This is a genomic window from Micromonospora sp. NPDC023869 (genome assembly GCF_055559695.1).
In genome coordinates this window covers 161,397-187,639 of the sequence record NZ_JBVHKD010000010.1, presented here as the reverse complement: position 1 = coordinate 187,639, position 26,243 = coordinate 161,397, and the positions used below count along the sequence as shown (strand labels likewise).

Here is a 26,243-nt window from a genome sequence, read left to right as displayed (position 1 = left end):
GTCAGCAGTCGAAGTACATGGCGAATTCGTGTGGGGTCGGCCGCAGGCGGACCGGGTCGACTTCGTTGGCGCGCTTCCAGTCGATCCAGGTGGAGATGAGGTCGGGGGTGAAGACGCCGCCTTCGAGGAGGTAGTCGTGGTCGGCCTCAAGCGAGTCGAGCACGGCGGGCAGCGAACCGGGGACCTGCTTGACGTCGCCCCACTCCTCGGGCGGGAGGTCGTAGAGGTCCTTGTCGATCGGCGCCGGGGGTTCCATCTTGCTCTTGATGCCGTCCAGGCCGGCCATCATCATCGCCGAGAAGGCGAGGTAGACGTTCGCCGACGGGTCCGGCACCCGGAACTCCACCCGCTTGGCCTTCGGGTTGCTGCCGGTGACCGGGATGCGGGTGCAGGCGGAGCGGTTGCGCTGGGAGTAGACCAGGTTCACCGGCGCCTCGTAGCCGGGCACGAGGCGGCGGTAGGAGTTGACGGTGGGGTTGGTGAACGCCAGCAGCGACGGCGCGTGGTGCAGCAGACCGCCGATGTACCAGCGGGCGGTGTCGGACAGGCCGGCGTAGCCGGTCTCGTCGTAGAACAGCGGTTCGCCGCCGAGCCAGAGGCTCTGGTGGGTGTGCATGCCGGAGCCGTTGTCGCCGAACAGCGGCTTGGGCATGAACGTGGCGGTTTTGCCGTTGGCCCAGGCCTCGTTCTTCACGATGTACTTGAACAGTTGCAGCTGGTCGCCGGCGTGCAGCAGGGTGGAGAACTTGTAGTTGATCTCGGCTTGGCCGGCGGTGCCGACCTCGTGGTGGGAGCGTTCCACGGTGAAGCCGGTGTCGATCAGCCGGCGGACGATGCTGTCGCGCAGGTCGGCGTAGTGGTCGACCGGGGGGACGGGGAAGTAGCCGCCCTTGTAGGGGGTCTTGTAACCCCGGTTGCCGCCCTCTTCCTCACGGCCGGTGTTCCAGGCGCCCTCGATCGAGTCGATGTAGTAGAACGACTGGTGCGCGGACGTCTCGTGACGGATCGAGTCGAAGATGTAGAACTCGGCCTCGGCGCCGAAGTAGGCGGTGTCGGCGATCCCGGACGCGGCGAGGTACGCCTCGGCCTTCTTCGCGACGTTGCGGGGGTCGCGGGAGTAGGCCTCGCGGGTGAACGGGTCGTGGATGAAGAAGTTCAACGCGAGGGTCTTCTGGGCCCGGAACGGGTCGATGAAGGCGGTGGCGACGTCCGGGAGCAGGAGCATGTCCGACTCGTGGATCGCCTGGAAGCCCCGGATCGACGACCCGTCGAACGCGAGACCATCAGTGAAGAAGTTGTCGTCGACAGACTCCACCGGCAGATTGAAATGCTGCATCACACCGGGCAGGTCACAGAAACGTACGTCGACGAACGTCACATCCTCGGTCGCCAGATAGCGCGGAAGCTCCTGAGGATCGGTGAACACGGAGCCCTCCCTCGTCCGGACATCGGCCAGCGCGGCGGCCTGACCTGCACGGTCGGCGAGCCATGACCTGACGGTACGACGACGCGCGGCTTCGCGTCGGCCATCCGCCCGGCTTCGCTCCGGCCGATCACGACGTCGCCGAGCCCGTCGTCCGGGCGGGACGACTCAGACCGGGGTCACGCGCGGCACGGCGGCCGGGGGCCGGCGGCGTGGGTACGGGGCGTCCGGCAGACCCAGCAGGGCGGTGATCGCCCGCCCGCAGCGCCGGGCCGCGTGGCCGTCGCCGAAGGCCAGGCTCTCCGTACTCGGCGTCGGGTGGTCGAGCCGGTCCCGCACCGCGCGGACGATCCGGTCGGGGTCGGTGCCGACCAGGTCGCCCAGGCGCTGCGCGACGATCTCCGGCCGTTCGGTCGCGGCCCGGGTCACCACGACGGGTACGCCGAGGCTGGCGGCCTCCTCCTGCAGGCCGCCGGAGTCGGTGACGACCACCCGGGCGGCGCGGAGCAGACCGATCATGTCGGGGTAGGGGAGCGGGTGCAGCAGGCGGACGTTCGACGCACCCTCGACCCCGGCCCGGACCTGGGCGGCCAGGCGTGGGTTCGGATGCGTGATGAGCGCCAGCTCGACGTCGGAGTGTGTCGCGGTGACCCGGGTTAGCGCGCGCAGCACCCGGCTGATCCCGGTGCCCCAGTTCTCCCGTCGGTGCGCGGTCGCCACGATCAGTCGGCGACGCGGGTCCACCCAGGACGGTACGCGGGCCAGGCCTTCCCGCAGCAGCGTGTGCACCGCGTCCACCACGGTGTTGCCGGTGACCACGACGCGGTCGGCGGGTACGCCCTCGGCCAGCAGGTTGTCCCGTGCGGTGGTGGTCGGGGCCAGGTGCAGCGCGGCGAACCGGGCGAGCATGGCCCGGTTGACCTCCTCGGGGAAGGGCTGCGCGAGGTCGTGGCTGCGCAGGCCGGCTTCCAGATGGATCACCGGTATCCGGTTCCAGAAGGCCACGAGCCCGCCGACCAGCGCGGTGGTGGTGTCCCCGTGCACCACCACCGCGTCCGGTCGGTGGAGGGAGAACAGGCCCTCCACGGCGGTGCTCAACCCGGCAGCGAGTTCGGCGAGCGTGCCGGTGTCCCGGGCGACGCTCAGGGTGGTGGCGGCGTGGAGCCGGAACGGCGCCAACGCCTCGTCCACCCGGCCGGGTTGCTGGCCGGTGTCGACCACCGTCACCGCCAGGCGTGGGTCGTGACAGAGCAGGCGCACCACTGGCGCGATCTTGACACCCTCGGGACGGGTACCGGCCAGGACCATGATCTGGCGGGGCCCCACTCTGTCACGACCCATCGGTCAGCTCCGCCGCGCGGCGCGACGGCGGTGCAGGAAGAAGCCGCCGGTGCCGGCGACGACCGCGCCGAGACCGAGGGCGACCGGAGCGCCGGCCAGCGGGATCACCGGGATGGGCGGCGCCACGGCGTTGACGCCGCAGCTGGAGGAGCCGATGACCACCGAGGCGAGCGCGCCGCCCAGGGCGGACAGGTCCAGGGCGGTGACCGTCAGTTGCCCGGTCGCCGAGCTGGTCTGCCCGTTCAGGGTCAGGTTCAGCAGCCCCGGAACGCTCAACCCGGTGTTGGGCGCCGGGTTGGCGGGCAGGCTGAGCAGCGTCGTCGGGATGCCCAGCAGGGTCGAGACGATGCGCGCGTTGACCAGGGTCGCCGAGCCGGTCGCCGACGGGCTGCTGGTCGCGGTGCACTCGGAGTAGATGGCGTCCGCTACGAGGCTGATCGTGGCGAGCCCGTTGGCACCCAGGTTGAGGGTCACCTCGGAGCCGGGGGTCACGATGCACGAGCCGCCGGCTCCGATGGTGATGGCGCCACCGGCGCCGAGCACGCCGGCACAGGCGGCGGAGGTGCCGTCGTTGTAGGCACGCACGGACTGTCCGAGCACACCGGCGGTGATGACCGTCTGACCGCCGAGCACCGCCAGCGGCGGGTTCGTGTTGCCCGAGATCGACTCGGTGGTGCCGTCGTTGGTGGCGCTCGCGGTGCCGGAGCTCGCCAGACCACCTCCGACGAGGCTGATCTGCAGTGCGGAGGCGCTGGACTGCGAGGTGTCGGCCATCGCTGGCGAGGCGACGGCCAGGGCCATCACCAGACCGCCGGCGATCGCCGTCGCAGCCCGGGCGACGCCGGACCTTACCTTGTGCATGTGAGATCTCTCTTTCTGTACCTGACGGTGACATCGGGGCGGTCGAGCGGGGTGGGCTGCACCGGGGGTTGCGGCACGGAGACCGTGCCGCGCGGGCGGTAGTGCGGGCGCGCAACGGTGGCGATGCCGCTCACAGTGGCGGTGTCGGGAACAGTGGCGGTGCCGGGCACGGTGGCCCTGCCCGTCACGGTGGCCCTGCCGGTGGCCGTGGCCCTGCCGGTGGCCGTGGCGGTGGCGGTGGCCGTGGCGGTGCCGGTGGTGGTGACGGGTGCCGGTGGGGCGGGCACGTCGTCGGGGGCCGGAGTCCGATCGGCGTTCCGGGCGGTCTTCTGCCACTCCGAGCGGGAGGTGAGCATGCGGGCGAAGGCGAACCAGACGGCCACCGACTGGACGTAGCTGTAGACCCAGTGGCTGACCCCGAGGCCGATCGCGGCGGAGATGGACAGGTGTGGTTCGGAGCGGTTGCGGTAGACCAGACCCCAGATCGCGAAGGGCAGGACCCCGAAGACCACGATCAGCGGCAGTACGCCCCAACCACCCGCCGTCCACCAGCCCGTCAGTCCGCCCGGCGTGTGCGACACGTACCAGCCGAGGACGGCGAGGCAGCCGAGATAGACCGGGGTGCCGAGGAGTTGGAACCACGGTGCCGCGAGGAAGTGGGCGATCTCCAGCGTGGCCGAGTTGCTGATCCGCCGGGACTGGAGGATGGCGGCGAGATAGCGACCGCACTGCATCGAGCCCTGGGCCCACCGGGTCCGTTGGCGGATCAGGGGCCGGATCCTGGTCAGCGCCTCCTGGGCGACCCAGCTCTCCGCGCAGTACTCGGTGCGGCTGCCCTGGAGCAGGATGTGCAGGCCGAGTTCGAAGTCCTCCAGCAGGGCACCGTGCCAGGGCGTGCCGTGTTCGGCGGCGAGCTGCTTGAGCAGCGACACCCGGGTGAACTGGCCGTTGCCGCCCATCGCCACGCTCGCGGTGTAGCGGCGCAGCGACTGCATCGCGGCGATCGGCGCCCGGAACTCCATGTCCTGCAGGCGGACCAGCAGCCGGGCCAGCCGGCCCAGTCCGGTGGTCGGCCGGGCGCACTGGATCATGCGGACCTCGACCTGCACGGCGGCGACGCTGGTGGTGCCGAAGTAGCGCGGGCCGGCGAGCGCGGAACGACAGCGGGGGTCCAGGTAGCTGTCGGCGTCGAGGACCCCGAGGATGATCCGCTCCGGGTCGGCGTCCGGCGGCAGGTGCCGTTCGATCGTCTGCCAGGCGGCGTTCAGTGCGGCTCCCTTGCCCTGGACGGCGTCGGGCAGCCGGCGGGAGACGACCCGGATCCGGGGATCGGCGGCGAAGGTGTGCAGGACCGCGTCGGTGCCGTCGTCGGACGCGTCGTCGACGCACCAGACGGTGACGTCCGGCAGGTCACGCAGCAACCGGTGCAGCGTGTCGGCGATGACGCTGGCCTCGTTGCGGCACGGGATGACGATGTGCCAGTCGAAGCCGGTGTGGTCGCCGCCGTGCGAGCGCTGGGTCCGCAGGTGCAGCACCAGGATGCTCAGCACGTACGCGCAGAAGTAGACGCAGAGCAGGAACGCCGCCGTGTTCAGGACGGCCAGGGACTGGATCTCAACGGGCACCTGCGGACCTCCGTACCCGGCCGCCGCGCCCCACCAGGAAGAGGAAGACGATGGCGACGGCGATCAGCCCGACGGTGCTGATCGCCGAGCCGATCAGGACGTGGCTGCGCTGGTAGCCGACCTCGAATCCCCACAGCCGCATCGACGCGACGACGGCGGCGAGGCGCATCTGGTTGACCACCACGAGCAGCCCGACGGCCAGCGCCACCGCGACCAGACCCCGGACCAGGGTCACCCGCCGGAAGCCGACCAGCAACGCGGCCAGCACGAACGGCGGGATCAACAACAGCGCCACCGAGCACCCGGTGGAGACCAGGAAGCCGACCCAGCGCTGGTCCAGCGGGAAGATGACGGCCGCGCCGATGGAGTCGGTGTCGGCCAGCCCGATCGCGGCGACGAGCCGCGCGTTCAGCCACGCCTCGACCACCGCCACGTCGTGCCACCGCTTCAGCAGCAGGGCGCCCAGGGCCACGCCGCAGACCGCGCCGAGCGATGCCTGCAACCAACTCGCCACGGTGGACCGGGTGGTCGGCTTCTCGCTCATCTGGGCCGGCTCACGAAGGTGGCGAGCCACAGGGCGGCACCGAGAAGGATCAGTCCGATCCCCACGAGCAGCCAGGACTGAATCGCCACTCCGGTCGTCGCGAGCCCTCCGCCGATCGCCGGACCTTTCGTCGGGTACATCCGCCCTCACCTCTCCGTTGGAAAGCTGCCCCTAAGCGGGCCAAAGCGAACATATCGGACACAGGCCCACGGAGCGGATTTTCCTCCAACGTGACGGAAGTTCGCGACAGGGCCGGGCCGGCGGGGTGCGCGAAGCGGCCCGTCGCGCGGTGTGGGGCGGCTGCGTCGAGGCAGCGCGAAGCGCCCGGCCACCGGCCTGCCGGTCGGGCTGCGCGAACGCGAGCCGACCGGCCCGGCCGGGTGCCGGGCGCTACGAGGTGACGGAGATCGGTGGGGTGGTGCGGTGGGTCAGTGGCCGACGCCCACCGGCTGGCCCTGACGCGGCTGGTAGGTGCGCTGGGCGCCGCCGGTGCGCCGCCGTCGGGCCTCCCGCACGGTCAACTGCACCCCCTCGGTCAGCCCGATGGTCGGACGCCAGCCCAGTTGGGCGAGGGCCTTGCTGCTGTCCAGCGCCATCCGGCGTACCTCCTGGGGGTGCGGGTGCGGCGCGTAGTGCGGGTCGCAATCCACCCCGACCACCGAACACACCAGCTCGAAGAGGTCATTGACGCTGGTCTCCCGGCCGGTGGCGATGTTCAGCAACCCGGCGCCCGGATAGTGGCAGGCGCGGGCCACCGCGTCGGCCACGTCCGCGATGTGCACGTAGTCGCGGGTCTGCTCGCCGTCGCCGTAGATGGTGGGCGGATGGCCGTCCAGCAGCGCTTCGGTCATCAGGGCCACCACGCTGGTGCCGCCACCGGACGGGCGTGGGCCGTAGACGTTGCCGAAGGCCAGCGCGGTGTACGCCATCCCGTGCTCGCGCCGGTACCAGTCCAGGTAGCAGACCCCGACCGCCTTGCTGATGCCGTACGGGCTGGTGGCCGCCAGCGGACGGTCCTCCCGGATCGGCAGCGCGTCCGAGGAGACGGTGCCGTAGATCGCGCTGCTCGCCGCGTGCACGAACAGCCGGACTCCGCTCTGGGCGCAGGCGTCCAGCACGTTGATCGTGCCGAAGGTGTTCACGTCGGCGTCGAACAGTGGCGACTCCCGGGCGGCCTGGAGGCTGCCCTGGCCGGCGAGGTGCACCACCACCTCGGGCTTCCATTCGTGGATCACGTCGACTGCCTCGGCGGTGCGGATGTCACCCCGCAGGACATCCGACTGCGACAGCCCGCCGTATGCGGCGTCGGCGAGGTTCTCGACCCGACCGGTCGAGAAGTCGTCGAGCACTTTGACGTGGATGCCCATCAGCATCAGGCGTGCGACGACGTGACTTCCGATGAATCCGGCTCCACCGGTCACCAGTACGCGATTGGGAACCGAGCTGCCTTGCGCGGATGGCTCGGCTCCGTTCGGCGGAACTTCCATCGTGAACTCCTTGGCGGCGGGGTGGTCAGTTCTGCGGGCATCGGCGGTGTGACCAGCCAATTCCCTGCGGCGAGTAGGAACATTCTGGCATATCAGCCTCAAAGGGATGCTGAATACCATAAACGAAAAAGCTTTGTTTTGCGGCAAATGAACTGTTTATGCCGCTGAATCGTTCATAGTGCTGTCGAGGGCATTCAGGGGAGCGCTCTGCCGCGTGGCGAGGAGGCAAGCCACATGGAGAAACCGTCGGTCGCCGTACCGTTCGACGAGAATCTGCGAACGGTGGCCCCGGAGCCGGTACGCCGACACGGCCGTGAGTTCCTGCTCAACGGTCACCGGCGCGGCTCGGGACAGCAGACGGCGGTACCGGCACGCGGTCGCGTCCGTGCGTTGGTGATCGAACCGGTGGAGACCCCCGCGCGACCGGACCGACTCAACGACGAGTTCGACATCGTCCTCCGGCTACCCGTACCCGCCGACGTCGATCAGCTCACCGCGGTGCTCCGACGCCTGCGGCCCAAGCTGTTGCTGCTCAAGAACTCGCTGGACAGCATCGACGAGCCGATCGTGGCCGCCTGCCAGCAACTGGACGTGGAGATCCTGGTGCTGGCGCGGCCGGTCTACGGACTGCTGCCCACGCCCAGCCTCCGGCGTTTCGGCGGGCTGCCCTGGATCCGACTCCGGTCGAGACCGCACCGCCGCACCGGTGAACGGGTCAAGCGCTACCTCGACCTCGGCGTCATCGCGCTCAGCGCGATCCTGGTGCTCCCGCTGATCCTCGCCATCACCGTCGTCGTCTCGTTCACCGGGCCACCGTTCTATCGCCAGCAACGCGTCGGTGCGGGCGGGCGACTCTTCTCCATGGTCAAGTTCCGCACCATGCGACCCGGGGCGGAACGCGAGACCGGGCCGGTGCTCGCCCAGCCGGACGACCCCCGGATCACCCGCGTCGGCCGCCTGCTGCGGCGTACCCGCCTGGACGAACTGCCGCAACTGTGGAACGTCGTACGCGGGGACATGAGCCTGGTCGGTCCCCGTCCGGAGCGGCCCGAGTTCATCGCCGAGTTCCGGCAGTTGCCGCACTACGACCTGCGCCACCTGGTCCGGCCCGGACTCACCGGGCTCGCCCAGCTCACCGGTGGCTACGCCGCCACGGTCGAGGAGAAGCTGCGCTGCGACCTGCTCTATCTCAACTGTCGATCGCTGCGGGTGGACCTGACCCTGCTGGCGCTGACCGCCCTGGAGTTGGTCCGGGGATTCCCTCGTGGCTAGCGCGGCCGGCACGGTCGGCGCACGCCTGACCCGCAACACGCTGAGCATGCTGGGCGCCCGGATCGTCATGGCGCTGGCCGGCCTGGTCTCGTTGCCCGTCGTCTATCAGCACCTCGGGCCGGAGGCGTTCGGCGTCTGGGTGCTGCTGACCGGGCTGCTCGCCATCGCCGCCCTGTTCGACCTCGGGCTCGGCTCCGCGCTGGTACGGGAGGTGGCGGCGGCGGAGACCGAGGCCGGTGGCGCCGATGTCCTGCGTCGACTGCTCGGTCTCGGTCTGACCTGGGGGCTCGTCCTGGGCGGGCTCACCTTCGCCGCCCTCGCCGCCGGCTGGCCCTGGATAGCCCACCTGCTGCGACTCGGCGAGCTGACCCGCGACGCGTGGCACGCCACCGGGTGGCTGCTGCTCGGCGTGGTGGCCGGCGGGGTGGAACTGCCCTGGCGGGCGGTCCTCGAAGGAGTCCAGCGGTACGGCGCACTCGCCCTGGTGAACGCGGTGACAGCGGTCCTCGGCGCGGTGCTCACGATCGCGGTGGTCCGGCTCGGCGGCGGACTGGTCGCGCTCGCCGCAGCCGCCGCCTCCACCGGCGCGATCCGCACGATCCTGCTCGCCGCCGCGGCGTACCACCGGCACCGCGACCTGACGCCCCGCTGGGGCCGCCTGCCCGGACCCGACCTGCGCCGGGTCGGCGGGTACGGCCTGCGGGTCCAGGTCTCCAGCGGTGCCGCTGCGGTCAACGTGGAACTCGACCGGCTGGTGCTCGGCGGGTTCTTCGGCCCGGCGGTCGCCGGTGACGCCGACCTCGGCACCCGCCTGCTCAACCTGCTGCGCCTGCCGCCCGGCTTCGCGTTGCTGGTGCTCTTCCCCGCCGCGGTGCGGCGTTCGGTCACCGGCGGGCGGGCCTGGCTCGACGCCTTCTACCTGACCACCGTGCGGCACCTGGCCGTGTTCCTCGCCCCGGCGGCGGCGGCGCTGATGGTCAGCGCCGAGCCGCTGGTGCGGCTCTGGCTGGGACACCCGGTCTCCTGGGCCGGGGCGACCATCGCCATCCTGGCTCCGGCGTACGCCCTCAACCTGATCATGGGTGCGGCCACCATCGTCGCCCGGGTCGAGGGTCGGCCCGGTCTCGAGACCCGCTACGTGCTGCTGTCGGTCGCCCTCAACGTGGCGCTGACCGTACCGCTGCTGATGCTCGCCGGCCCGCTCGGCGTGCCGACCGCGACGGCGCTCGCGGTGGTGCTCGCCACCGGGTACTTCCTGGCGCACTTCCACCGGGCCACGGGGCGTCCGATCCGGCCGGTGCTGCGCACGCTCTGGCCGCCGATCGCCGCCGCCGTCGTGGCGGGCCTCGTCACGGCCGCCCTGGTCGGACCCCTGCCGGACGGCCCGGGACGGCTCGGGGCGGCGCTCGCCGTGAGCACCCGCGCGGGGCTGACGCTGACGCTCGCCGCCACGCTGCTCGTCGGCTGCGGATACCTCAGCGCCGACGAGCGGGCCCGGCTGCGGTCGCTGGCCCGGCGGGCCCGCACGCTGACCCCGGGAGTACGCCGATGAGCCTCGACGTCCGCCCCACCACCTGCCTCAACTGCGGCGACGGCCAACCGCACCGGGACCACCTCGGCGGCATCCTGCGCCGCTGCACCGGCTGCGGGCTCGGCTGGACCGTGCCCGACCCGCACGCCGCCCCGGCCCGCTACGACCTGGACTACTTCACCGGCGGTGGTTACGAGGACTACTTCCTGGCCACGCCCCGCCGGTTCGAGGCGGGGCGGCGGTTGCGGTGGTTGTCGTCGGTGGTGCGGCCGTCGGTGTTGGTGGAGGCGGGGTGTGCGGGGGGTTATTTCCTGGAGGCGGCGCGGGGTGCCGGTTTCACGGTGACCGGGGTGGAGGTGTCGCGGGTGGCGGCGGCGTTTGCCGTGGATCACCTGGGTGTGCCGGTGCGGCAGGGGTATTTCGAGCAGGTCGCGCCGTCGTTGCGGGCGGATGTGGTGTGTGCGTGGCATGTGTTGGAGCACGTGGACGATCCGCGTCGGTTCCTGCGGGCGGCGCGGGACGTGTTGACGCCGGGTGGGTGGCTGGCGCTGGAGGTGCCGAACATCGCCTCACCCGCCGCGACCCGTCTCGGCCACCGCTGGCCCGGCCTGCAACCGGAGTACCACCCCTGGCACTTCACCCCGACCTCGTTGACCCGACTGCTGACCGCCACCGGCTTCGAGGTGGTCCGGCAGGACACCACGGTCTTCCGGTTCTACATGCCCGTCGCATACCGGATGCGACACGCGCGGCGGCTGCTGCCGCCGGACCTGATCACCCTGCGCTCGCCCCGCCTGACCCATCGGTGGCGGGGAGACCTCCTGCGGGTGATCGCCCGCAGACCGCGAGACGGACGGAACGGCTGATGAAGCTCAGAGACGACGAACTGACCACCTGCGCGCTGTGCGGCCGGGACGGCCGGGCCGCCCCGGCGCTGGACGGCGTCCTGCGCCGCTGCACCGACTGCGGCTTCCTGTGGACCGCCGGCCCCGCCGTGCCCCCCGACGAGCTGTACGACGAGGCGTACTACCTGACCGACGGCTACCAGGACTACTTCGCATCCAGCCGGCAGCGCCGGTTCGAGGCGGGGCGGCGGTTGCGGTGGTTGTCGTCGGTGGTGCGGCCGTCGGTGTTGGTGGAGGCGGGGTGTGCGGGGGGTTATTTCCTGGAGGCGGCGCGGGGTGCCGGTTTCACGGTGACCGGGGTGGAGGTGTCGCGGGTGGCGGCGGCGTTTGCCGTGGATCACCTGGGTGTGCCGGTGCGGCAGGGGTATTTCGAGCAGGTCGCGCCGTCGTTGCGGGCGGATGTGGTGTGTGCGTGGCATGTGTTGGAGCACGTGGACGATCCGCGTCGGTTCCTGCGGGCGGCGCGGGACGTGTTGACGCCGGGTGGGTGGCTGGCGCTGGAGGTGCCGAACATCGCCTCGGCGGCCGCCAACCGCCTCGGTCACCAGTGGCCGGCGGTGGCGCCCGAGTACCACCGTTGGCACTTCACCCCGGCCACGCTGACCCGGATGCTCCGCCAGACCGGCTTCGAGGTCGTCTCGTACGACACCATCTTCTCCCGGTTCTACTGGCGACCGATGGCGCGCCTGCGGCAGGCCCGGGACCTGCTCGTCGCCGACGTCGCCGCCAGCCGCTCACCCCGGATGCGCCACCCGCTCCTCGGTGACCTGCTGCGCGTCTTCGCCCGCCGCGACGCCACGGGGGTGACCCGATGAGCCCCGAGCACCAGGATGCGCCGCCGTCGCTGTCCATTCTGTTGATCAGTTGGAACACCCGGGAGCAGACCCGGCAGTGTCTGGAGTCGCTGGCCGCGACCGTGCCACCCGACCTCGACTACGAGGTGGTGGCGGTGGACAACGCCTCCCGTGACGGTTCGGCCGACCTGCTCGCCCGCTCGCCTCGCGTACGCCTGATCCGCAACGCCCGCAACGTCGGCTTCGCCGCCGCCGTCAACCAGGCGTACCGGGAGGCGCGCGGTGAGCTGATCCTGCTGCTCAACAGCGACGTCGCCTTCCACCCCGGCGCACTGTCGACAATGGTGACGTTCCTGCGGGACCGGCCCGAGGCGGCCGGCGTCAGCCCGCTCTATCTCAACCCCGACGGCACCTTCCAGCAGCACTACGTGCAGCAGCCCAGCTTCGCCGCGGCACTGGCCCTGGTCACCGCGCTGCGTCGGGTCCCCGGGTTCCGGCAGGCGCTGCACACCTTCCAGATGCGCGGCCAGGACTTCAGCCTGCCCCGACGGCTGGCCTCGGGCAGTTGTATGCTGCTGCGCCGCGCGGCGCTGCCCGCGCACCACATCTTCGACGAACGGTTCCCGGTCTACTGGAACGACGCCATCCTCGCCCGGCAACTCGATCGGGCCGGTCAGCAGCTCTGGATGATCCCGGACGCCGTGGTGACCCACGTCCGCGGCGCCTCCTGCCGGCTGCTCGGCCCGGCCATCCGCTTCCGTCACCTGCTCGGCAGCATGGTCGGCTACCTGCGGCTGACCCAACCCGGCCACCGGATCGCGCTGTTCCGGCTGGTCGTCCTGATCGACCACGCGGTCAAGCGGATCTGCGGACGCCACGTCCAGCTCACCCTCGCCGACCTGCGGGCCGCCCTGCGGGGCGACGTCGGCCCGCTACCCGACGGCGACATCCGGGACTGGCTGATCGTGTTCACCCGGACCCCCTCCACGCCGGAGGCCGACCAGGCGGTGATCACCGAGTCGCTGCTCGACGACCCGGACCGGCGCCTGCTGCTGGTCGATCCGCCGGCACCCCGCCCACGCTGGCGCAGCCGGATCACCCCCATCGACGACACCGCCTGGCACCTCACCCCGCCCACCCCGCTGCCCTTCGGCGCGCGGCTGCGGACCGCCGACACGGTCAACCGGCGCTTCGCCGCCGCTGCCGTCCGGCGCTGGCTGGACCGCCAGGCCGGTGCCCGGCTGCTCCGGCTCGACGACGACACCGCCCGACCGGTGCTCGGCCGCGTCGGCGAGGACGAGGTGCTGCCGGCCGTCCGCCGGGTGCCGGTCAGACAGCGGGCCGGCCATGACTGACCTGGGCAGCCGGGAATCCCGGACCGCCCCGCCCGACGCGGCGGGGACCGCGGCGGACTGGGTGGTCTACTTCAGCGCCACCCCCTGGCACGGCGGCGCACACCGGCAACACGCCCTGGCCCGGCAGCTCGCCACCGGATACCGGGTGCTGTTCGTCGACCCGCCGGGACTCCGGGTCCGCACCGGCACCACCGTGCGCCGGGTCGAGCCCGCCGTCTGGCACGCCGTGGCGCCCACCCCGGCCCCGTTCGGCCGGCACCTGCCGGCGGCCAACGCGGTCAACCGGCGGGTGGCGGTGGCCGCGCTGCGGCGCTGGCTGCGCCACGACCCGGCGGGCGTACGGCTGGTCTGGCTGGACGAGGACCTGGCCGCGCCCTGCGCCGACCGGCTCGACGCCGACGCCGTGGTCTACGACGCGACCGACCTGGACTGGACCTTCACCCGCCGGTGGAACCGACGCCACCTGCGCCGCAGCCTCGACCGTGCGGTCGCCGCCGCCGACCTGGTGCTGGCCTCCTCGTCCGCGCTGCCGACCCGGATGCCGACCGGCCGGCACGCGCCGGTGGTGCTGCCCAACGCCTGCGACCCGGAGCACTTCGCCCCACAGGGACCGACCGTGCCCCGCCCGGTCGCGTCGTCCCGACCGTTGATCGGGTACTGCGGAGCCGTCGACACCCGGGCCTTCGACGCCGACCTGGTCGCCACCGTCGCCCGGGCCCACCCCGACTGGACGTTCCTGCTGATCGGCCCGAGCACCCCCGCTGGCAGGGCGCCCCTGGCCGAGCTGGCCAACGTGCTGCTCACCGGTCCCATCCCGTACGCCGACCTGCCGGCGACGCTGCGCACCTGCGACGTGACGGTGATCCCGTACCGGATCGGCGGCCTGGTGGACTACGTGCACCCGAAGAAGTGCTACGAGTACCTGGCGCTCGGCAAGCCGGTGGTCGCGACACCACTGCCGGCGCTGACCACGCTGACCGAGGTGGTCCGCCTCGCCGCCGGGCCCGACGCCTTCGCCGCCGCGATCGCCGCCGCGTTGACCGAGGCAACCGTCCCGGACCAGGTCGCCCGCCGCCGCGCGGCGGCCACCGCGAACAGCTGGACCGCCCGGGGAGAGCACCTGCACCGACTGCTCGCGGGGCTGGCCCGGTGAACCGGGTCGTGGTCGGGGCGGGCGTCGCCACCGCCGGTGCCGCGCTCGGCACCGCCGTCTCGATGGCCACCATGCTGCCCGGGATCATGGCGGTGGCCGCCACCGGCGCGCTGGTGTTCCTCGCCGTCTTCCTGCTCTGGCCGTGGACCGTGCTGCCGGTCGGGATCGTCGGCGGTGCGGTGGCTGGCGGACTGGTCGGCGGGGGAGACGTCCGCACGTACGTGGCCGCGCACCTGCTGCTGCTGGCCGTCGGCGCGACCGCCCTGCTGATCCGCTACGCCCTCGGCGTCGGCCGGGGCGGCCGACGGACCCCCGCCGACACCGGGATGCTGGTGGTGATCGGGCTGACCGTCGCCGCCGCCTGCTACGGCCTCGCCATCGGCAACCTGCCCACCGAGGTCGTCGTCGCCGGATACCAGATCGCCATCCTCCCGCTCTATTTCTTCCTGGCCACGCACACCCTCACCACGGATCGCCGGCTGATCGCCGCCGGGCTGCTCTACGTCGGCGTCGTGGCGGTCCTGGCCGCCATCTCGATGACCGTCCCCGGCCGGCACGGCGGGCTGCTCACCCTGCTCGCCGTCCCGCCCCTGATCTGGTACGCCGGACGGGCCCGGGGCTGGCGTCGGGTGGCCTCGGTGCTGCTCGCCGGCTTCTTCGCCATCGACGTGGTGCTCGCGTCGTACCGGGGGATCTGGCTCGCCGCCGCGGTGACCCTGCTGATCATGCTGGTCTTCGGCGGCCGGGCGGTTCGCACCGGACTGGCCGCGACCGCCGCCACCGGCTGCGTCGTCGCCACCCTGCTGGCCCTCGATCCCGGCGTACGCGAGCGCGCGCAGGAGATCGCCACGGGGCTCGAACAGTCCGCCGGCTACCGCGCCTCGGAGTCCGTCGTCGGGTTGGACGTCTTCGCCCAGCGGCCGGTCCTCGGCGCCGGCCTCGGGCAGTCCACCACCGACGTCTACCTGGCCGACTTCGCCCTCACCGACGTCGGCCCGGTCTACCACGCCTTCTATGTCACGTTGCTGGCCAACGTCGGCCTGCTCGGGCTGGCCCTGGTGCTGTGGCCGGTGCTGCGCGGCATCCGGGGCGGACTCGTCGAGCGGGACGGGGCGGCCCTGCCGTTCGCGGCCCTGTGCTGCGGCTTCCTCGGCGCGGCGGTGTTCGCCGCCCCCACCGACGGGCACTGGGAACTCGGGCTGCTGCCCGCGCTGGCGTTGCTGACCGTGCGCGAGCGCCGGAAACAAGATCCCGGACGGCTGCCGTCGCCCGCCCGGATCCCCCAGGCGGTGTCGTAATGGGCGAGGCGACGGCGATCGTGGTGACGTACAACTCGGCGGGGCAGATCGGTGCCGCGCTCACCGCGCTGCGGCAGGCCGGCCTGCCGGTCCGGCTGGTCGACAACGGCTCCACCGACCGCACCGTGGCGCTGGTCCGCGCGGACTTCCCCGAGGTCACGGTCGTGTCCGGCCAGGGCAACGTGGGCTTCGCCGCCGCCGTCAACCGGGCCGCCGCAGGTGTGCGCAGCGAGGTGCTGCTGCTGGTCAACCCGGACTGCGTGGTGCCGCCGGAGACCGCGCGGGCCCTGGTCGGTGCGGTGCTCAGCCGCTCGGACGTCGGCATCGCCGGGCCACGGCTGCGTGACGCCACCGGCCGGGTGGCGGTCAGCGCCCACCCGTTCGAGACGCTCGGCACGGTGGTGGCCAGCCGGTTCGGCGGGCCGCTGGTGCCGGCACCGGTACGCCGCCGGCTCGGCGGACGGCAGCGCCGGGCGGCGTACGAGGCGTGCCTGCGCGGCGCCGAACCCACCCCGGTCGACTGGGTCTCGGGCGCGTGCCTCGCCGTACGCACCAGCCTCTTCACCGCCGTCGGCGGGCTCGACGAGGCGTACTTCATGTACTACGAGGACGAGGAACTCTGCCTCCAGGCCCGCCGTCGGGGTGCCGAGGTGCTCTATCTGCCGTCGGTGGCCGCGACCCACAGCGGCGGGGCGAGCAGCAGCGACCCGGCCTGGATCTGGCCCCACCTCTACCGCAGCATGCTGGTGTTCTTCAGCCGTCACCGACCCCGGTCCCGACGGGCCGTGCGGGCCGTCGTCCTGCTCCGGGCGCTGCTGGGAGTGGCCCTGGCCACCGTACGGCTGTCCCTGCAACCACGGGCCGGTGTCGCGCGGATGCGCGCCTGGACCCGGGTGGGCCGGATCGCGGTCACCCGTCTCCACATCGGAGGAAACCACTGATGCACGTACTCATCACGATCGTCGGGGCGCGCACCGAGCACTGGATCGACCTGTTCGACTCGCTCTGCGAGCGCCCCGACCTGCGGCTCACCGTGCTGGCGGCCGATGTGTCGGCGACCACCCGCCGGGAGTTCGAGCGGCTGGGCCGGCGGCATCCCGGTTTCCGGGCGCACCTGCTGCCACATCGGCTCGGGGAGGGGCGGACCGGCCACATGGCGTCGGTCATGGTGCGCTTCGGGGGGCGGAGCGGACCGTCGGTGTCGCCGCCGCCGGACGTCGTGCACATCATCGGCGAGGCTGCGTACCTGTCGACCTGGCAGGTCCTGCGGATGTGCCGCCGGCACTGGCCGACGGCGCCGACCACCCTGTACGCCGCGCAGAACGTGGTGATCCGCTTCCCGATGCCGTTCCCGCTGCTGGAACGGTACGCGTACCGCCGGGTGGACACGATCCTGCCGATCACCCCGGCGGCCCGGCAGGTGCTGCGGGTCAAGGGTTACCGGGGCGCGACCACGACCGTTCCCCTGGGCGTGGACATCAGGATCTTCCGTCCCCGGCCCGAGCCGGACACCGGGCGGCCCTTCACGGTCGGGTTCGTGGGCCGGTTCGAGGCGCACAAGGGTGTGTTGGACCTGCTGCGCGCGGCCGAACTCGTCGACTGCGACGTGGTGCTGGTCGGCGGGGGCAGCCTGGACGACGACGTCGACCGGGCCGCGCGACGCCGCCCCGGACGGGTCCGCCGGTACGGCTGGACCGGCCACACGGAGCTGCCCGACCTGCTGGCGCAGATGAGCGTGCTGGTGCTGCCCGCGCTGGAGATCGTGCAGCGCAACGTGCTGCCGTGGGTCGGCATCCCGCTGCGCGAACAGTTCGGCCGGGTGCTGGTCGAGGCGATGGCCTGCGGCATCCCGGTGGTCGGCAGCGACGTCGGCGAGATCCCGTACGTCGTCGGCGACGCCGGGCTCATCTTCCCCGCCGGGGACGTCTCCGCGCTCGCCGACCGGCTCGGCCGGCTGCGCGACGACCCGGCGACCGCCCGCGAGCTGTCCGAGGCCGGTCTGCGCCGAGCGACCGGGGAGTTCGCCTGGGACCGGATCGCCGACCGGCTGGACCGGGTCTGGCGACAACTGCACGAGGAACGAATGTCCGTACCCGTCCCGGCGCGAGCCGGTCAGAAGGCCCGCGACGACGCGGACCGAGAGGTGGCCGCGTGATGCGTACCGTCGACTTGAACGACCTGCTGGACACCACCCGGCGGCGGATCGCCCTGCCGCTGCTCGGTCTGCTCGCCGGGCTGGCGGCGGCCCAGGCGGTGACGCCGCTGCTGCCGGCCCGCTACGAGGCGCACGCCTCCGTCCTGGTGGTGGCCGACACGCCCGAGGGCGACCGCCCGGCGGAGATGAGCCTCGCGCTCGCCCAGAACCTGGCACCCACCGTCGCCAAGCTGATCGGCTCGCGGGAGGTGGCCGTCGCCGCCGCCGGCCGCCTGGGTCTGCCCGAGGAGGCGGTCGCCGGCAACGTGCACGGCACGTTCGAACCCGGCCTCCAGATCGTCACGGTACGGGCCGACGCGGCCTCCGCCGGCCGGGCCGCCGCCATCGCGAACGCCGTCAGTCAGGCCATGGGCGAGCAGTTGGAACGCCTCAAGTTGGGCGGTGACACGGTGGTCACCACACGGGTGGTGGACACCGCGAGCGTGCCGACCGGACCCGCGTTCCCCAAGCCGCTGCTGAACAGCGCCCTGGGCGCGCTCGTCGGCCTGCTCGCCGGCTGGGGCGCGACGGTGCTGCGCGACCGCTTCGACCGCCGACTGCGCGACATCGCGCAGATGGAGTCGCGCCTCGGCCTGCCGGTCGTCGGCGCTCTTCCACACCTGCCGAAGCGGTTCGCCCGGCACCACGCCGCCGCGCTGTTCGCCCGCCGGGACATCGCGAGCGCCACCCGGTCCACCGTCTCGGCGCTCACCGTGCTCACCACCTCGTCCCGACGCCGCCTGCTGGTCACCAGCGTGCACGGCGACGACGGTGCCACGCTGGTCAGCGCCCTGCTCGGGCTGGCCATGGCGGCCGAGCGGCGCAAGGTGACCGTCATCGACGCGGCGGTCCGGGACCCGGCCCTGGCCGGGCACTTCCCGGACGCCTCGTTCACCTGGCAGCAGGTACGGACCGGGCAGCATACACCGACGCCGATGCCCGACCTGCCGACGCTGACCGTGCTGCCGACCGAGCCACGGGAGAGCCTGACCACCGTGCACGCGCGGGAACTCGGTCAGCTACTCGACGTGCTGGCCGACACCGAGGACTGCGTGATCGTGCACGCCCCGCCGGTGCTGGCCGGGTGCGACACCGCGTCCCTGGCCGACCACGTCGACGGGGTGCTGCTCGTGGTGGCGGCCGGCCTCACGAACCTGACCGAGGCGACCCGGGCGGCACGGCTGGTGCGGCGCCTGAACCTGCCGCTGGCCGGCATCGTCGCCGTCGGGGCGATCGACCGGGTCGGCCAGCCCGGCGCCGACGAGGTGACGCCGGCACTGCCGGGCAGCACGAGCCTGCGACCTGTGCGGCGGATGCCGTCGGGCGCGCACCGGGTCCGCGAGGTGGGCGGGCTGCACCGGGCCCGGGAACTGCCGCCGGTGGCGCCCGCCGGTCCGTCGACGCCGCCCGAGCCGGCCCGGCCCGGCGCGTCGCCCACCGGCGACCAGACCGTACCGGTCGAGGTGGTCACCGACGTGCGGCCGACGCCCGCCCGCGTCGACCACCTGACCCCGGCACCGCCGCGCGTCGACCACCTCACCCCCGCGCCGCCCCGGCAGTCCCACCAGGACGTCAAGGTCACGGCCCGCTGGCGCTCGGGGCCGCCCTCGCCGATCGACGACGTGGTGCCCTGGTCCACCCCGCTGGTCGCGGGCGGACGCGAGGCGGTGGGGTCGGCCCTGGGCCGTCCGTTGGCGCCGCGCGCGGAGACGTCCGGACGGGTCCACCGGTCCGCCGCGGCCCCGATCGAGCCGGCACCGTTGCGCCGCCCGGCGGACGCACCGGTCGCCCCGCAGTACGTCCGTGGCGAGCCGGTCCCCGACCTCGACCACCACCGACAGGCCACACCCGACGGTCCCCGTTGGCCGTCCAACTGAACCGCACCGAGTACCGATCAAGGAGTAACCGATGAGCGAGACGCTCACCCACCTGCCGTCCACTCTCAGCGACCCGCGGGCGATGTACTGCGACCTGCTGAAGAAGGCGCTGACCCGATACGTCTTCCAGGAGACGTGGATGCCGTACCAGCCCCGGGCGAGGTCGTTGCACGGCCGGGTGTACGCCCGGTACAAGCACCTGCTGCAACGGCGCGGCCTGGAACTGGTGCTGAAGTTCCCGTTCGACGCCGACGCGCGGGCCAACGGTCGGGACTGGCCGCCGGAGGCGGACACGATGATCGGCCTGCGTCGGCTCGACAACCTGGAGCGGTGCCTGCGCGACGTGCTGGCACAGGACGTACCGGGTGACCTGATCGAGACCGGCGTGTGGCGCGGCGGCGCGGTCATCTTCATGCGCGGCATGTTGCAGGCGTACGGCGACCAGAGCCGCTCGGTCTGGGTGGCGGACTCGTTCCGTGGCCTGCCCAAGCCGGAGGCGCACCGCACCGAGGACGTCGAGGACGCGCTCTGGACGCAGCCGTTCCTCGCCGTCTCACTCGACCAGGTCAAGAACAACTTCCGCCGGTACGGGCTCCTCGACGACCGGGTGCACTTCCTGCCCGGATGGTTCAAGGACACGCTGCCCACCGCGCCGGTCGATCGACTTTCGCTCATCCGGCTCGACGGCGACCTGTACGACTCGACCATGGTCGCGCTGCGCAGCCTCTATCCGAAGCTTTCCGTCGGCGGATACGTCATCGTGGACGACTACCACGCGGTACGCGGCTGCAAGCAGGCCGTCGACGACTTCCGGGCCGAGCACGGCATCACCGACGAACTGCACCAGGTCGACTGGACCTGCCGGTACTGGCAGCGGACGAGGTGAACCGCTCAGTTCGGCACTGACGTGGCGGACCGGCTCGCGAACCACTCGTCGAGCCGGTCCTCGCGTACCGCCGCGAACAGGGCGGCGGACCGCTCCTCGTCCAGCAGCACCGACGAGCCGGCCGGTGTGGTCAGGTCGGTGTCGGCGGCGGGGACGGTGACGAACCGCAGGGACGACGCCGAGATCCGCCGGACCGCCAGCACCAGCTCGGTGAGGTCGAGGTCCTGGTCCACGGTCAACGACTCCGCCGTGGTGGTCAGCACCCGGTCCAGTCGGGCCGGATCGGTGAGCAGGTTCTCCGAGGTGACCTTCTCCACGATGGCCCGTACCACGAACTGCTGGTTCTGGATCCGGCCGAAGTCGCCGCCGGGCACGTGGTGCCGTTGCCGCATCAGGTCGTCGGTGTTGCGCCCGTCGAGCTGGTGGCAGCCGATCGACCACCGGGTCCCGGTGTCGGTGGAGAGCACCTCGTACGGCAGACACACCGTGATGCCGCCGATCGCGTCGACGATCTGCCGGACGGCGGCGAAGTTGGCCACCAGGACGCCGTCGATGGTCACGCCGGTGAGCCGGTGCACGGTCTCGGCCGCCAGGGAGGCCCCGCCGAAAGCCAGCGCCGCGTTTATCTTGTTCTTGCCCCCGGCCCAGCTTCCCTCCCGCGCCGGCACGTCGACGTAGCTGTCCCGGGGGATCGACACCACCGTGGCACCGTCCCGCGCGGCGTTCAGGTGCACCAGCATGATGGTGTCCGACCGCTGGCCCGGGTAGAGGCCCTGGTCCGGCTCTCCCTCCCGGGAGTCCGAGCCGAGCAGCAGGAGGTTCAACGGTCCCTCGGCCCACCGCTCGTCGTCGCGGGGAGCAGTGCCCCGGCCGAGGATGTCCTCCCGCTGCACCCGGCTCTCGTACCGGTGCTTGAGGCCGACGCCGAGCGTGACCAGCCCGGCGCAGGCGACGCCGAGCAGCGCGACCAGGGCGATCGTGGCCTTCTGCCACGTCGCGAGCCGTCGCCGGATGCTCGCCGGTGCGATGTCGTTCGTCATGTCGATCAGCGCTTTCTCGTCTCTGGTCCGCAGCTCGCGCCAGCGCGGCGACCGTTCGTCGGCCGCCCCGCGACAGACCGCGTGATCTATCAATTATCTCTTAAATGGTGCAAACCGGTGCAAAAGTTCCGATGCTGCGGTCACGGTGGGCTGCCGGGAGTCGACCTGGCCTACCTCGGCCCCTTTGCTCTGCTTACGCGGACGCCACGGCCGGGATGCCGCAAGGGGGCCGTTGCGTGGGTTGAAGCAGAGCAAAGGGGTCGAGGGGGACCGGGGCCGGCGGCGGGACCAGCGGGCGGCCGGTGACGGTGGGGCGATGCGTCGGGCGCTCCCGGACTCGCTGTGCTAATTCGTATTAGCGTCTTGACCGCCGGGTAACCACACGCGCAGACTCATCGATCAAATGAACCGGTTCGGGGCGAGTAATCGCAGCGTATCGGCCGCTCGCCGTGGGTGACCGGCGTCCGCTGGCCCGTCCCGCCCGGTCCCGTCCCCTGCCCCCGTCGTCCATCCTGAACGGAGGGAACGATGACCCGTACCCCCGAGAGCCCCTTCACCCGCCGCACGCTGCTGCGCGGTGTGGCGGCGGCCGGAGTCGCGAGCGCGACCACCGGCGTCGGCCTCGCCGTCACGTCCGCACCGGCCGCCGCCGCCCCCGCCGGCTTCCCCAACTACCGGTACGTCCGGGACGCGCTGCCGGCGTCGTTGCGCTACAACCCGACCCGCGAGTTCATCTTCCCGTGCGTCCGTGGCGTCTACGACAAGGTCAGCAACTACCTCGGCCGCTACTACCTCTACTACGCGCCGCACGACGCGCCGGGCGGCATCTGCCTCGCCTACGCCAACCGTCTCGAAGGTCCCTACACCGAGTACTCCGGCAACCCGGTCATCGACCGGGTGCTGCCGACCACGACGGTGAGCCACGTGTCGTCGCCGCACGTCGTCTGGGACGCCCCGACGCGGCAGTTCTATCTGTACTTCCACGGCGAGAACTTCACCACCCGGGTGGCCCGCTCCACCGACGGCGTCCGGTTCACCGACGAGACCCCGATCCTGTCGACCCGGCTGGTGCCGAACACCACCGAGACCTCGTACGCGCGGGTCTTCGAGCACTCGGTTGCCGGCAAGGGCAACCGGTACGTGATGGTCTTCATGGGCGCCCACACGATCGGACCCGGCACCCGGAAGATCTTCTGGGGCTGGTCACCGAACGGTTGGAGCGGATGGCAGTTCGCGCCGAACCCGCTGGTGTCGCCCGCCGGTGACGGCCTCACCGACATCTCCGCGCCGCACCTGCTCAAGCGCAACGGCACGGCGTACCTGGCGTACCACGGCAACAACGGCAACATGTACCTCACCGAGGTCGGCAACAACTTCGACCGCGAGGTGCACCTGGGTGTCTTCCACCGGCCGATCGCCTCGGACAACGGCCGGGTGGCGTCACCGGCGTTCGGCACCGACGGCGGTGTGTCGTACATGCTCTACGAGGCCGGACCTCGGCTGAACGCCCGCATCTGCGTGGCCCGCGAGGTCTAGGGACCGCGTCGCCCGGTCCGGTGCGAGGACCGGACCGGGCGACGCTCTCTGTCAGCCCTTGAGGCCGGTGTGCGCCAGGCCCTCGACGAACTGCTTCTGCGCGATCACGAAGACCACCAGCACCGGCAGCGCCGTCATCGACGCCGCGGCGAGCTGCACGTCCCACATCGGACCGCCGTACACGTCGACGAACTGGGTCAGTGCCTGGGGCAGGGTGAACTTCTCCGGCGTGGAGAGGAACACGATCGGCTCCAGATAGAGGTTCCAGCTGTGCAGGAAGGTGAAGATGGCGACCGCGCCCAGCGCGGGCCGGGACAGCGGTAGCGCGATCCGCCAGAAGGTGGCGAACCGGCCCAACCCGTCGACCCGAGCCGCCTCCTCCAACTCCCCGGGCAGGGCGAGGAAGAACTGCCGCATGATGAACGTCGCCAGCACGCTCGGCGCGCCGAGGATCGGTACCAGGATCAGTGGCCAGTGTGTGTCGATCAGCCCGAGCCGGAAGAACATCTGGAACAACGGCACGATCGTCACCTCGCTCGGGATGAGCAACCCGGCGAGGACGACCAGGAACAGCACGTTCTGGCCACGGAACCGGATCCGCGCGAAGGCGTACCCGGCCAGGGCCGCCACCGCCAGCGTGCCGACGGTGACCACCAGCGCGATGTAGAGGCTGTTGAGGTACTGCTGCCCGAACGGTTGCAGGTCGAACACCCGCTGGTAGGCGTCCAGTCGGGGATCGACCGGCAACAGTTGCGGCGGGAAGGCGAAGATGTCCGCCACCGGCTTCAGCGACGAGGTGACCATCCACCAGGTCGGGAAGACGAACGGTACGGCCAGCACCAGCAGCGCCCCGTAGAGCACGAGCTTGGTCCGGGGCGACAGGTCACGACTCATGGAAGACCCACCTCTTGCGCATCTGCCACTGCGCCACGGTCAGCGCGAGGACGATGCCGAACAGCACGATCGACAGGGTGGCGCCGTAGCCGAAGTGGTGGAACTGGAACGCCTGCTGGTACAGGTAGTAGACGAGCACCGTGGTCGAGGTGCCCGGACCACCCTGGGTGAGCACCGCGATCTGGGCGAAGACCTGGAGCGAGCCGACCACCGTGATGATCGAGGTGAGCAGGATCGTCGGGCTGATCAACGGCACGGTGATCCGCCAGAACTGACGCAGCCGGCTGGCCCCGTCCACCTCGGCCGCCTCGTACAGCTCGGCGGGTACTCCCTGGAGGGCGGCCAGGAACAGCACCATGTTCAGGCCGACGTTCTTGAACACCTGCACGACGACGACCGAGAACATGGCGGTGGCCTCGCCGCGCAGCCAGTTCGGTCCGTCCACGCCGATCGTGTCGAGCAGACCGTTGACGCCGCCGTTGTCCTGCAACAGGAAGCCCCAGACGATCGTCCAGGCGACCAGCGACACCACGACGGGGGAGAAGAACAGCGTGCGGAACACGATCGTGCCGCGCAGCTTCTGGTTGAGCAGGACGGCCAGCAGCAGGGCCAGGGCCAGGTTGAACACCACCAGGCCGACGGAGAAGAGCCCGGTGGCCCGCAGCACCGAGCCCAGGTTCGGGTCGTCGGCGAGTGCCGCGTAGTTGTCGGTGCCGACGAAGTCGAACGTGCCGGCGAGCACGTTCCACTCGTGCAGGCTGTACCAGACGACGAGGACCAGCGGCAGGATCACGAAGACGGCGCTGCCGAGCAACTGCGGGGCGATGAACAGGTAGCCGGTGAGGTGGTCGCGGCGGCGGCCGGTCCAGAACGGACGGGCCCGGCCTGGGGCGGACCCGGCTGTGGCCGGGTCCACCCTGGTGTCCGTACGGGTCATCGGTCGCCTTACTTCGCCAGCAACGGCTGGATCTTGCCGCAGACCCCGTCCAGGACGGCCTTGACGTCCGCGTCGGCCTTCCACAGCGGGTCCAGACCGGCGCGGACCTGCTGGCTGATCTCGGCCTGCCCGGCGTGACTGGGCTTGACCACGCCGGTGGTGATCCCGTCGATGACGACCTTCTGCAACTGCTCGGGCTTGAGCTTCGGGTTCGTCTTGGCCAGCGTGTCGGCGGTCAACTGGGACTGGCGCGGCGGCGGGAAGAACTGGGCCAGCTTGGCGGAGTTGGTGGGGTTGGTGAGGAAGGCGAGGAAGTCGGCGGCGGCCTCGGCGTTCGGGCTGCGCTTGAGCACCCCGATGCCGGCCTGTCCGACGACCGCGTACGGCCCCTTCGGCCCGGCGGGCAGCGGGACCAGGTCCCAGGCGAACCCGTCGTCCTCAAGTAGCGAGGCGCGTGAGATCTGGGTGATGGTCATGGCGGCGTCACCGGCGAAGAAGTCCGCGGTGGTGCCCGGGCCGGGCAACGCCTTGTCGATGAAGACGGCACGGTGCAGCCGCGTCATCGCCTCGACCATCTCGGGTTCGGCGAAGCCGCAGGTCCTGCCGTCCTCGCTCCAGGCCCGAGCACCCCACCCGGTCCAGATGGTGGACAGGTTGCTCCAGTCCTTGTAGTCGAAGTCGCGGATCACCAGCCCGGCCTTGCCGGTCGCGGCCTGGGTGGCACCGGCCGCGCCGAAGGCGTTCTCCCAGGTCCACTGACCGGCCTCGATCAGCTCGGCCGGGGTCCGCTGGTCGGCCTGCTTGAGCAGGTCGGTGTTGACGAAGACACCGAACGGCGAGGTGGAGAAGGGGTACGCGTACAGCTTGCCGTCGTCCTGCCAGAGCTTGAGGGTGGCCGGCAGGATGTCGTCGTACTGGTAGCCGTCGGTCTTCTTGAGGGTCTCGTCGAGTGGCAGCAGCGCGCCGGAGGCGACGAAGTCGGGCGCCGAGTTCTCGAACACCCAGGCCAGGTCGGGAGCGTTGCCACCGGCGATCTGGGTGGTCAGCGCCGTGGTGTACGTGTCGAACGGCAGCGGATCGAAGGTGATCTGCGTGACGTCGGGATTGTTCTGGCGGTACTCGTCGGCGATCTCGTTGAACAGCGCCAGATGCGCCTCGTTGGCCGACCAGACGGTGACCCGCAGGGTGGCCGGGCCGCTGTCCTGCGTCTCACCGCCGCCGCAGGCGGACATGGCGAGAACGCCGGTCAGCGCCGTGGCGACAACGCGTATTCCCTTTCCTGATCTCATC

At 71.6% G+C, this 26,243-nt stretch carries 22 protein-coding genes; 12 read left to right on the top strand and 10 right to left on the bottom strand.

The annotated features are described in order from the left end of the window. Position 1: 1 nt before the first annotated feature. The 6 genes from glnA to ACZ31C_RS25090 form a co-directional block, all read right to left on the bottom strand. Positions 2-1,426, bottom strand: coding sequence for a type I glutamate--ammonia ligase (gene glnA, locus ACZ31C_RS25115; RefSeq protein WP_465797353.1), 1,425 nt, complete (start codon positions 1,424-1,426; stop codon positions 2-4). A gap of 165 nt (positions 1,427-1,591) precedes the next feature. Next, positions 1,592-2,764: a non-hydrolyzing UDP-N-acetylglucosamine 2-epimerase gene (gene wecB, locus ACZ31C_RS25110; protein WP_465797352.1), complete on the bottom strand. Its 1,173-nt coding sequence runs from the start codon at positions 2,762-2,764 to the stop codon at positions 1,592-1,594. 3 nt (positions 2,765-2,767) lie between these two features. Next, on the bottom strand, positions 2,768-3,625 hold the full coding sequence (locus ACZ31C_RS25105; protein ID WP_465797351.1) for a choice-of-anchor P family protein: 858 nt from the start codon (positions 3,623-3,625) through the stop codon (positions 2,768-2,770). Then, a complete protein-coding gene (locus tag ACZ31C_RS25100; RefSeq protein WP_465797350.1) occupies positions 3,613-5,250 on the bottom strand; it encodes a glycosyltransferase in 1,638 nt (545 codons plus the stop codon). The genes ACZ31C_RS25105 and ACZ31C_RS25100 overlap by 13 nt, the downstream gene beginning before the upstream one ends. After that, the gene (locus tag ACZ31C_RS25095) at positions 5,240-5,794 is read right to left on the bottom strand and encodes a hypothetical protein (protein WP_396749967.1); all 555 of its coding nucleotides are present in this window, start codon (positions 5,792-5,794) and stop codon (positions 5,240-5,242) included. The genes ACZ31C_RS25100 and ACZ31C_RS25095 overlap by 11 nt, the downstream gene beginning before the upstream one ends. A 428-nt stretch (positions 5,795-6,222) precedes the next feature. Continuing rightward, positions 6,223-7,215 carry a GDP-mannose 4,6-dehydratase gene (locus ACZ31C_RS25090; RefSeq protein ID WP_465797349.1) on the bottom strand — a complete coding sequence of 331 codons (993 nt, stop codon included), beginning with the start codon at positions 7,213-7,215 and terminating at the stop codon, positions 6,223-6,225. A gap of 300 nt (positions 7,216-7,515) precedes the next feature. Here ACZ31C_RS25090 and ACZ31C_RS25085 point away from each other — a divergent pair, with 300 nt between their 5' ends. The 11 genes from ACZ31C_RS25085 to ACZ31C_RS25035 are packed head-to-tail and all read left to right on the top strand — an operon-like array spanning position 7,516 to position 20,546. Beyond that, positions 7,516-8,553 (top strand): sugar transferase, encoded by a 1,038-nt coding sequence (locus ACZ31C_RS25085; RefSeq protein WP_465797348.1) that lies wholly within the window; start codon positions 7,516-7,518, stop codon positions 8,551-8,553. Further along, a complete protein-coding gene (locus ACZ31C_RS25080; protein ID WP_465797347.1) occupies positions 8,546-10,105 on the top strand; it encodes a lipopolysaccharide biosynthesis protein in 1,560 nt (519 codons plus the stop codon). Before ACZ31C_RS25085 ends, ACZ31C_RS25080 begins: the two co-directional genes overlap by 8 nt. Beyond that, positions 10,102-10,950, top strand: a complete 849-nt coding sequence (locus ACZ31C_RS25075) for a class I SAM-dependent methyltransferase (RefSeq protein ID WP_465797346.1) — start codon at positions 10,102-10,104, stop codon at positions 10,948-10,950. Before ACZ31C_RS25080 ends, ACZ31C_RS25075 begins: the two co-directional genes overlap by 4 nt. Then, positions 10,950-11,804 carry a class I SAM-dependent methyltransferase gene (locus ACZ31C_RS25070; RefSeq protein ID WP_396749977.1) on the top strand — a complete coding sequence of 285 codons (855 nt, stop codon included), beginning with the start codon at positions 10,950-10,952 and terminating at the stop codon, positions 11,802-11,804. The genes ACZ31C_RS25075 and ACZ31C_RS25070 overlap by 1 nt, the downstream gene beginning before the upstream one ends. After that, entirely contained in the window at positions 11,801-13,138 is a 1,338-nt protein-coding gene (locus tag ACZ31C_RS25065) for a glycosyltransferase family 2 protein (RefSeq protein ID WP_465797345.1), read from the top strand. Before ACZ31C_RS25070 ends, ACZ31C_RS25065 begins: the two co-directional genes overlap by 4 nt. Then, positions 13,131-14,291: a glycosyltransferase gene (locus ACZ31C_RS25060; protein WP_465797344.1), complete on the top strand. Its 1,161-nt coding sequence runs from the start codon at positions 13,131-13,133 to the stop codon at positions 14,289-14,291. Before ACZ31C_RS25065 ends, ACZ31C_RS25060 begins: the two co-directional genes overlap by 8 nt. Next, positions 14,288-15,589, top strand: a complete 1,302-nt coding sequence (locus tag ACZ31C_RS25055) for an O-antigen ligase family protein (protein WP_465797343.1) — start codon at positions 14,288-14,290, stop codon at positions 15,587-15,589. Before ACZ31C_RS25060 ends, ACZ31C_RS25055 begins: the two co-directional genes overlap by 4 nt. Further along, the gene (locus ACZ31C_RS25050) at positions 15,589-16,530 is read left to right on the top strand and encodes a glycosyltransferase family 2 protein (protein ID WP_465797342.1); all 942 of its coding nucleotides are present in this window, start codon (positions 15,589-15,591) and stop codon (positions 16,528-16,530) included. Before ACZ31C_RS25055 ends, ACZ31C_RS25050 begins: the two co-directional genes overlap by 1 nt. Next, positions 16,530-17,744: a glycosyltransferase family 4 protein gene (locus ACZ31C_RS25045; protein ID WP_465797341.1), complete on the top strand. Its 1,215-nt coding sequence runs from the start codon at positions 16,530-16,532 to the stop codon at positions 17,742-17,744. Before ACZ31C_RS25050 ends, ACZ31C_RS25045 begins: the two co-directional genes overlap by 1 nt. Then, positions 17,744-19,660, top strand: coding sequence for a hypothetical protein (locus ACZ31C_RS25040; protein ID WP_465797340.1), 1,917 nt, complete (start codon positions 17,744-17,746; stop codon positions 19,658-19,660). Before ACZ31C_RS25045 ends, ACZ31C_RS25040 begins: the two co-directional genes overlap by 1 nt. A 31-nt stretch (positions 19,661-19,691) precedes the next feature. Beyond that, on the top strand, positions 19,692-20,546 hold the full coding sequence (locus ACZ31C_RS25035) for a TylF/MycF family methyltransferase (RefSeq protein ID WP_465797339.1): 855 nt from the start codon (positions 19,692-19,694) through the stop codon (positions 20,544-20,546). A 5-nt stretch (positions 20,547-20,551) separates the two neighbouring features. Here the strand turns inward: ACZ31C_RS25035 and ACZ31C_RS25030 are convergent, their stop codons facing one another. Next, positions 20,552-21,586, bottom strand: coding sequence for an LCP family protein (locus ACZ31C_RS25030; RefSeq protein WP_465797338.1), 1,035 nt, complete (start codon positions 21,584-21,586; stop codon positions 20,552-20,554). Positions 21,587-22,114: 528 nt separating this feature from the next. On the opposite strand from ACZ31C_RS25030, the gene ACZ31C_RS25025 reads away from it, so the two are divergent. Next, positions 22,115-23,122, top strand: coding sequence for a hypothetical protein (locus ACZ31C_RS25025; RefSeq protein ID WP_396749995.1), 1,008 nt, complete (start codon positions 22,115-22,117; stop codon positions 23,120-23,122). A gap of 51 nt (positions 23,123-23,173) precedes the next feature. Here the strand turns inward: ACZ31C_RS25025 and ACZ31C_RS25020 are convergent, their stop codons facing one another. The 3 genes from ACZ31C_RS25020 to ACZ31C_RS25010 are packed head-to-tail and all read right to left on the bottom strand — an operon-like array spanning position 23,174 to position 26,242. Next, entirely contained in the window at positions 23,174-24,016 is an 843-nt protein-coding gene (locus ACZ31C_RS25020) for a carbohydrate ABC transporter permease (protein ID WP_465797337.1), read from the bottom strand. Further along, positions 24,006-24,953, bottom strand: coding sequence for a carbohydrate ABC transporter permease (locus tag ACZ31C_RS25015; RefSeq protein ID WP_465797336.1), 948 nt, complete (start codon positions 24,951-24,953; stop codon positions 24,006-24,008). The genes ACZ31C_RS25020 and ACZ31C_RS25015 overlap by 11 nt, the downstream gene beginning before the upstream one ends. 8 nt (positions 24,954-24,961) lie before the next feature. Then, positions 24,962-26,242 (bottom strand): ABC transporter substrate-binding protein, encoded by a 1,281-nt coding sequence (locus tag ACZ31C_RS25010; RefSeq protein ID WP_465797335.1) that lies wholly within the window; start codon positions 26,240-26,242, stop codon positions 24,962-24,964. Position 26,243 lies beyond the last annotated feature (1 nt).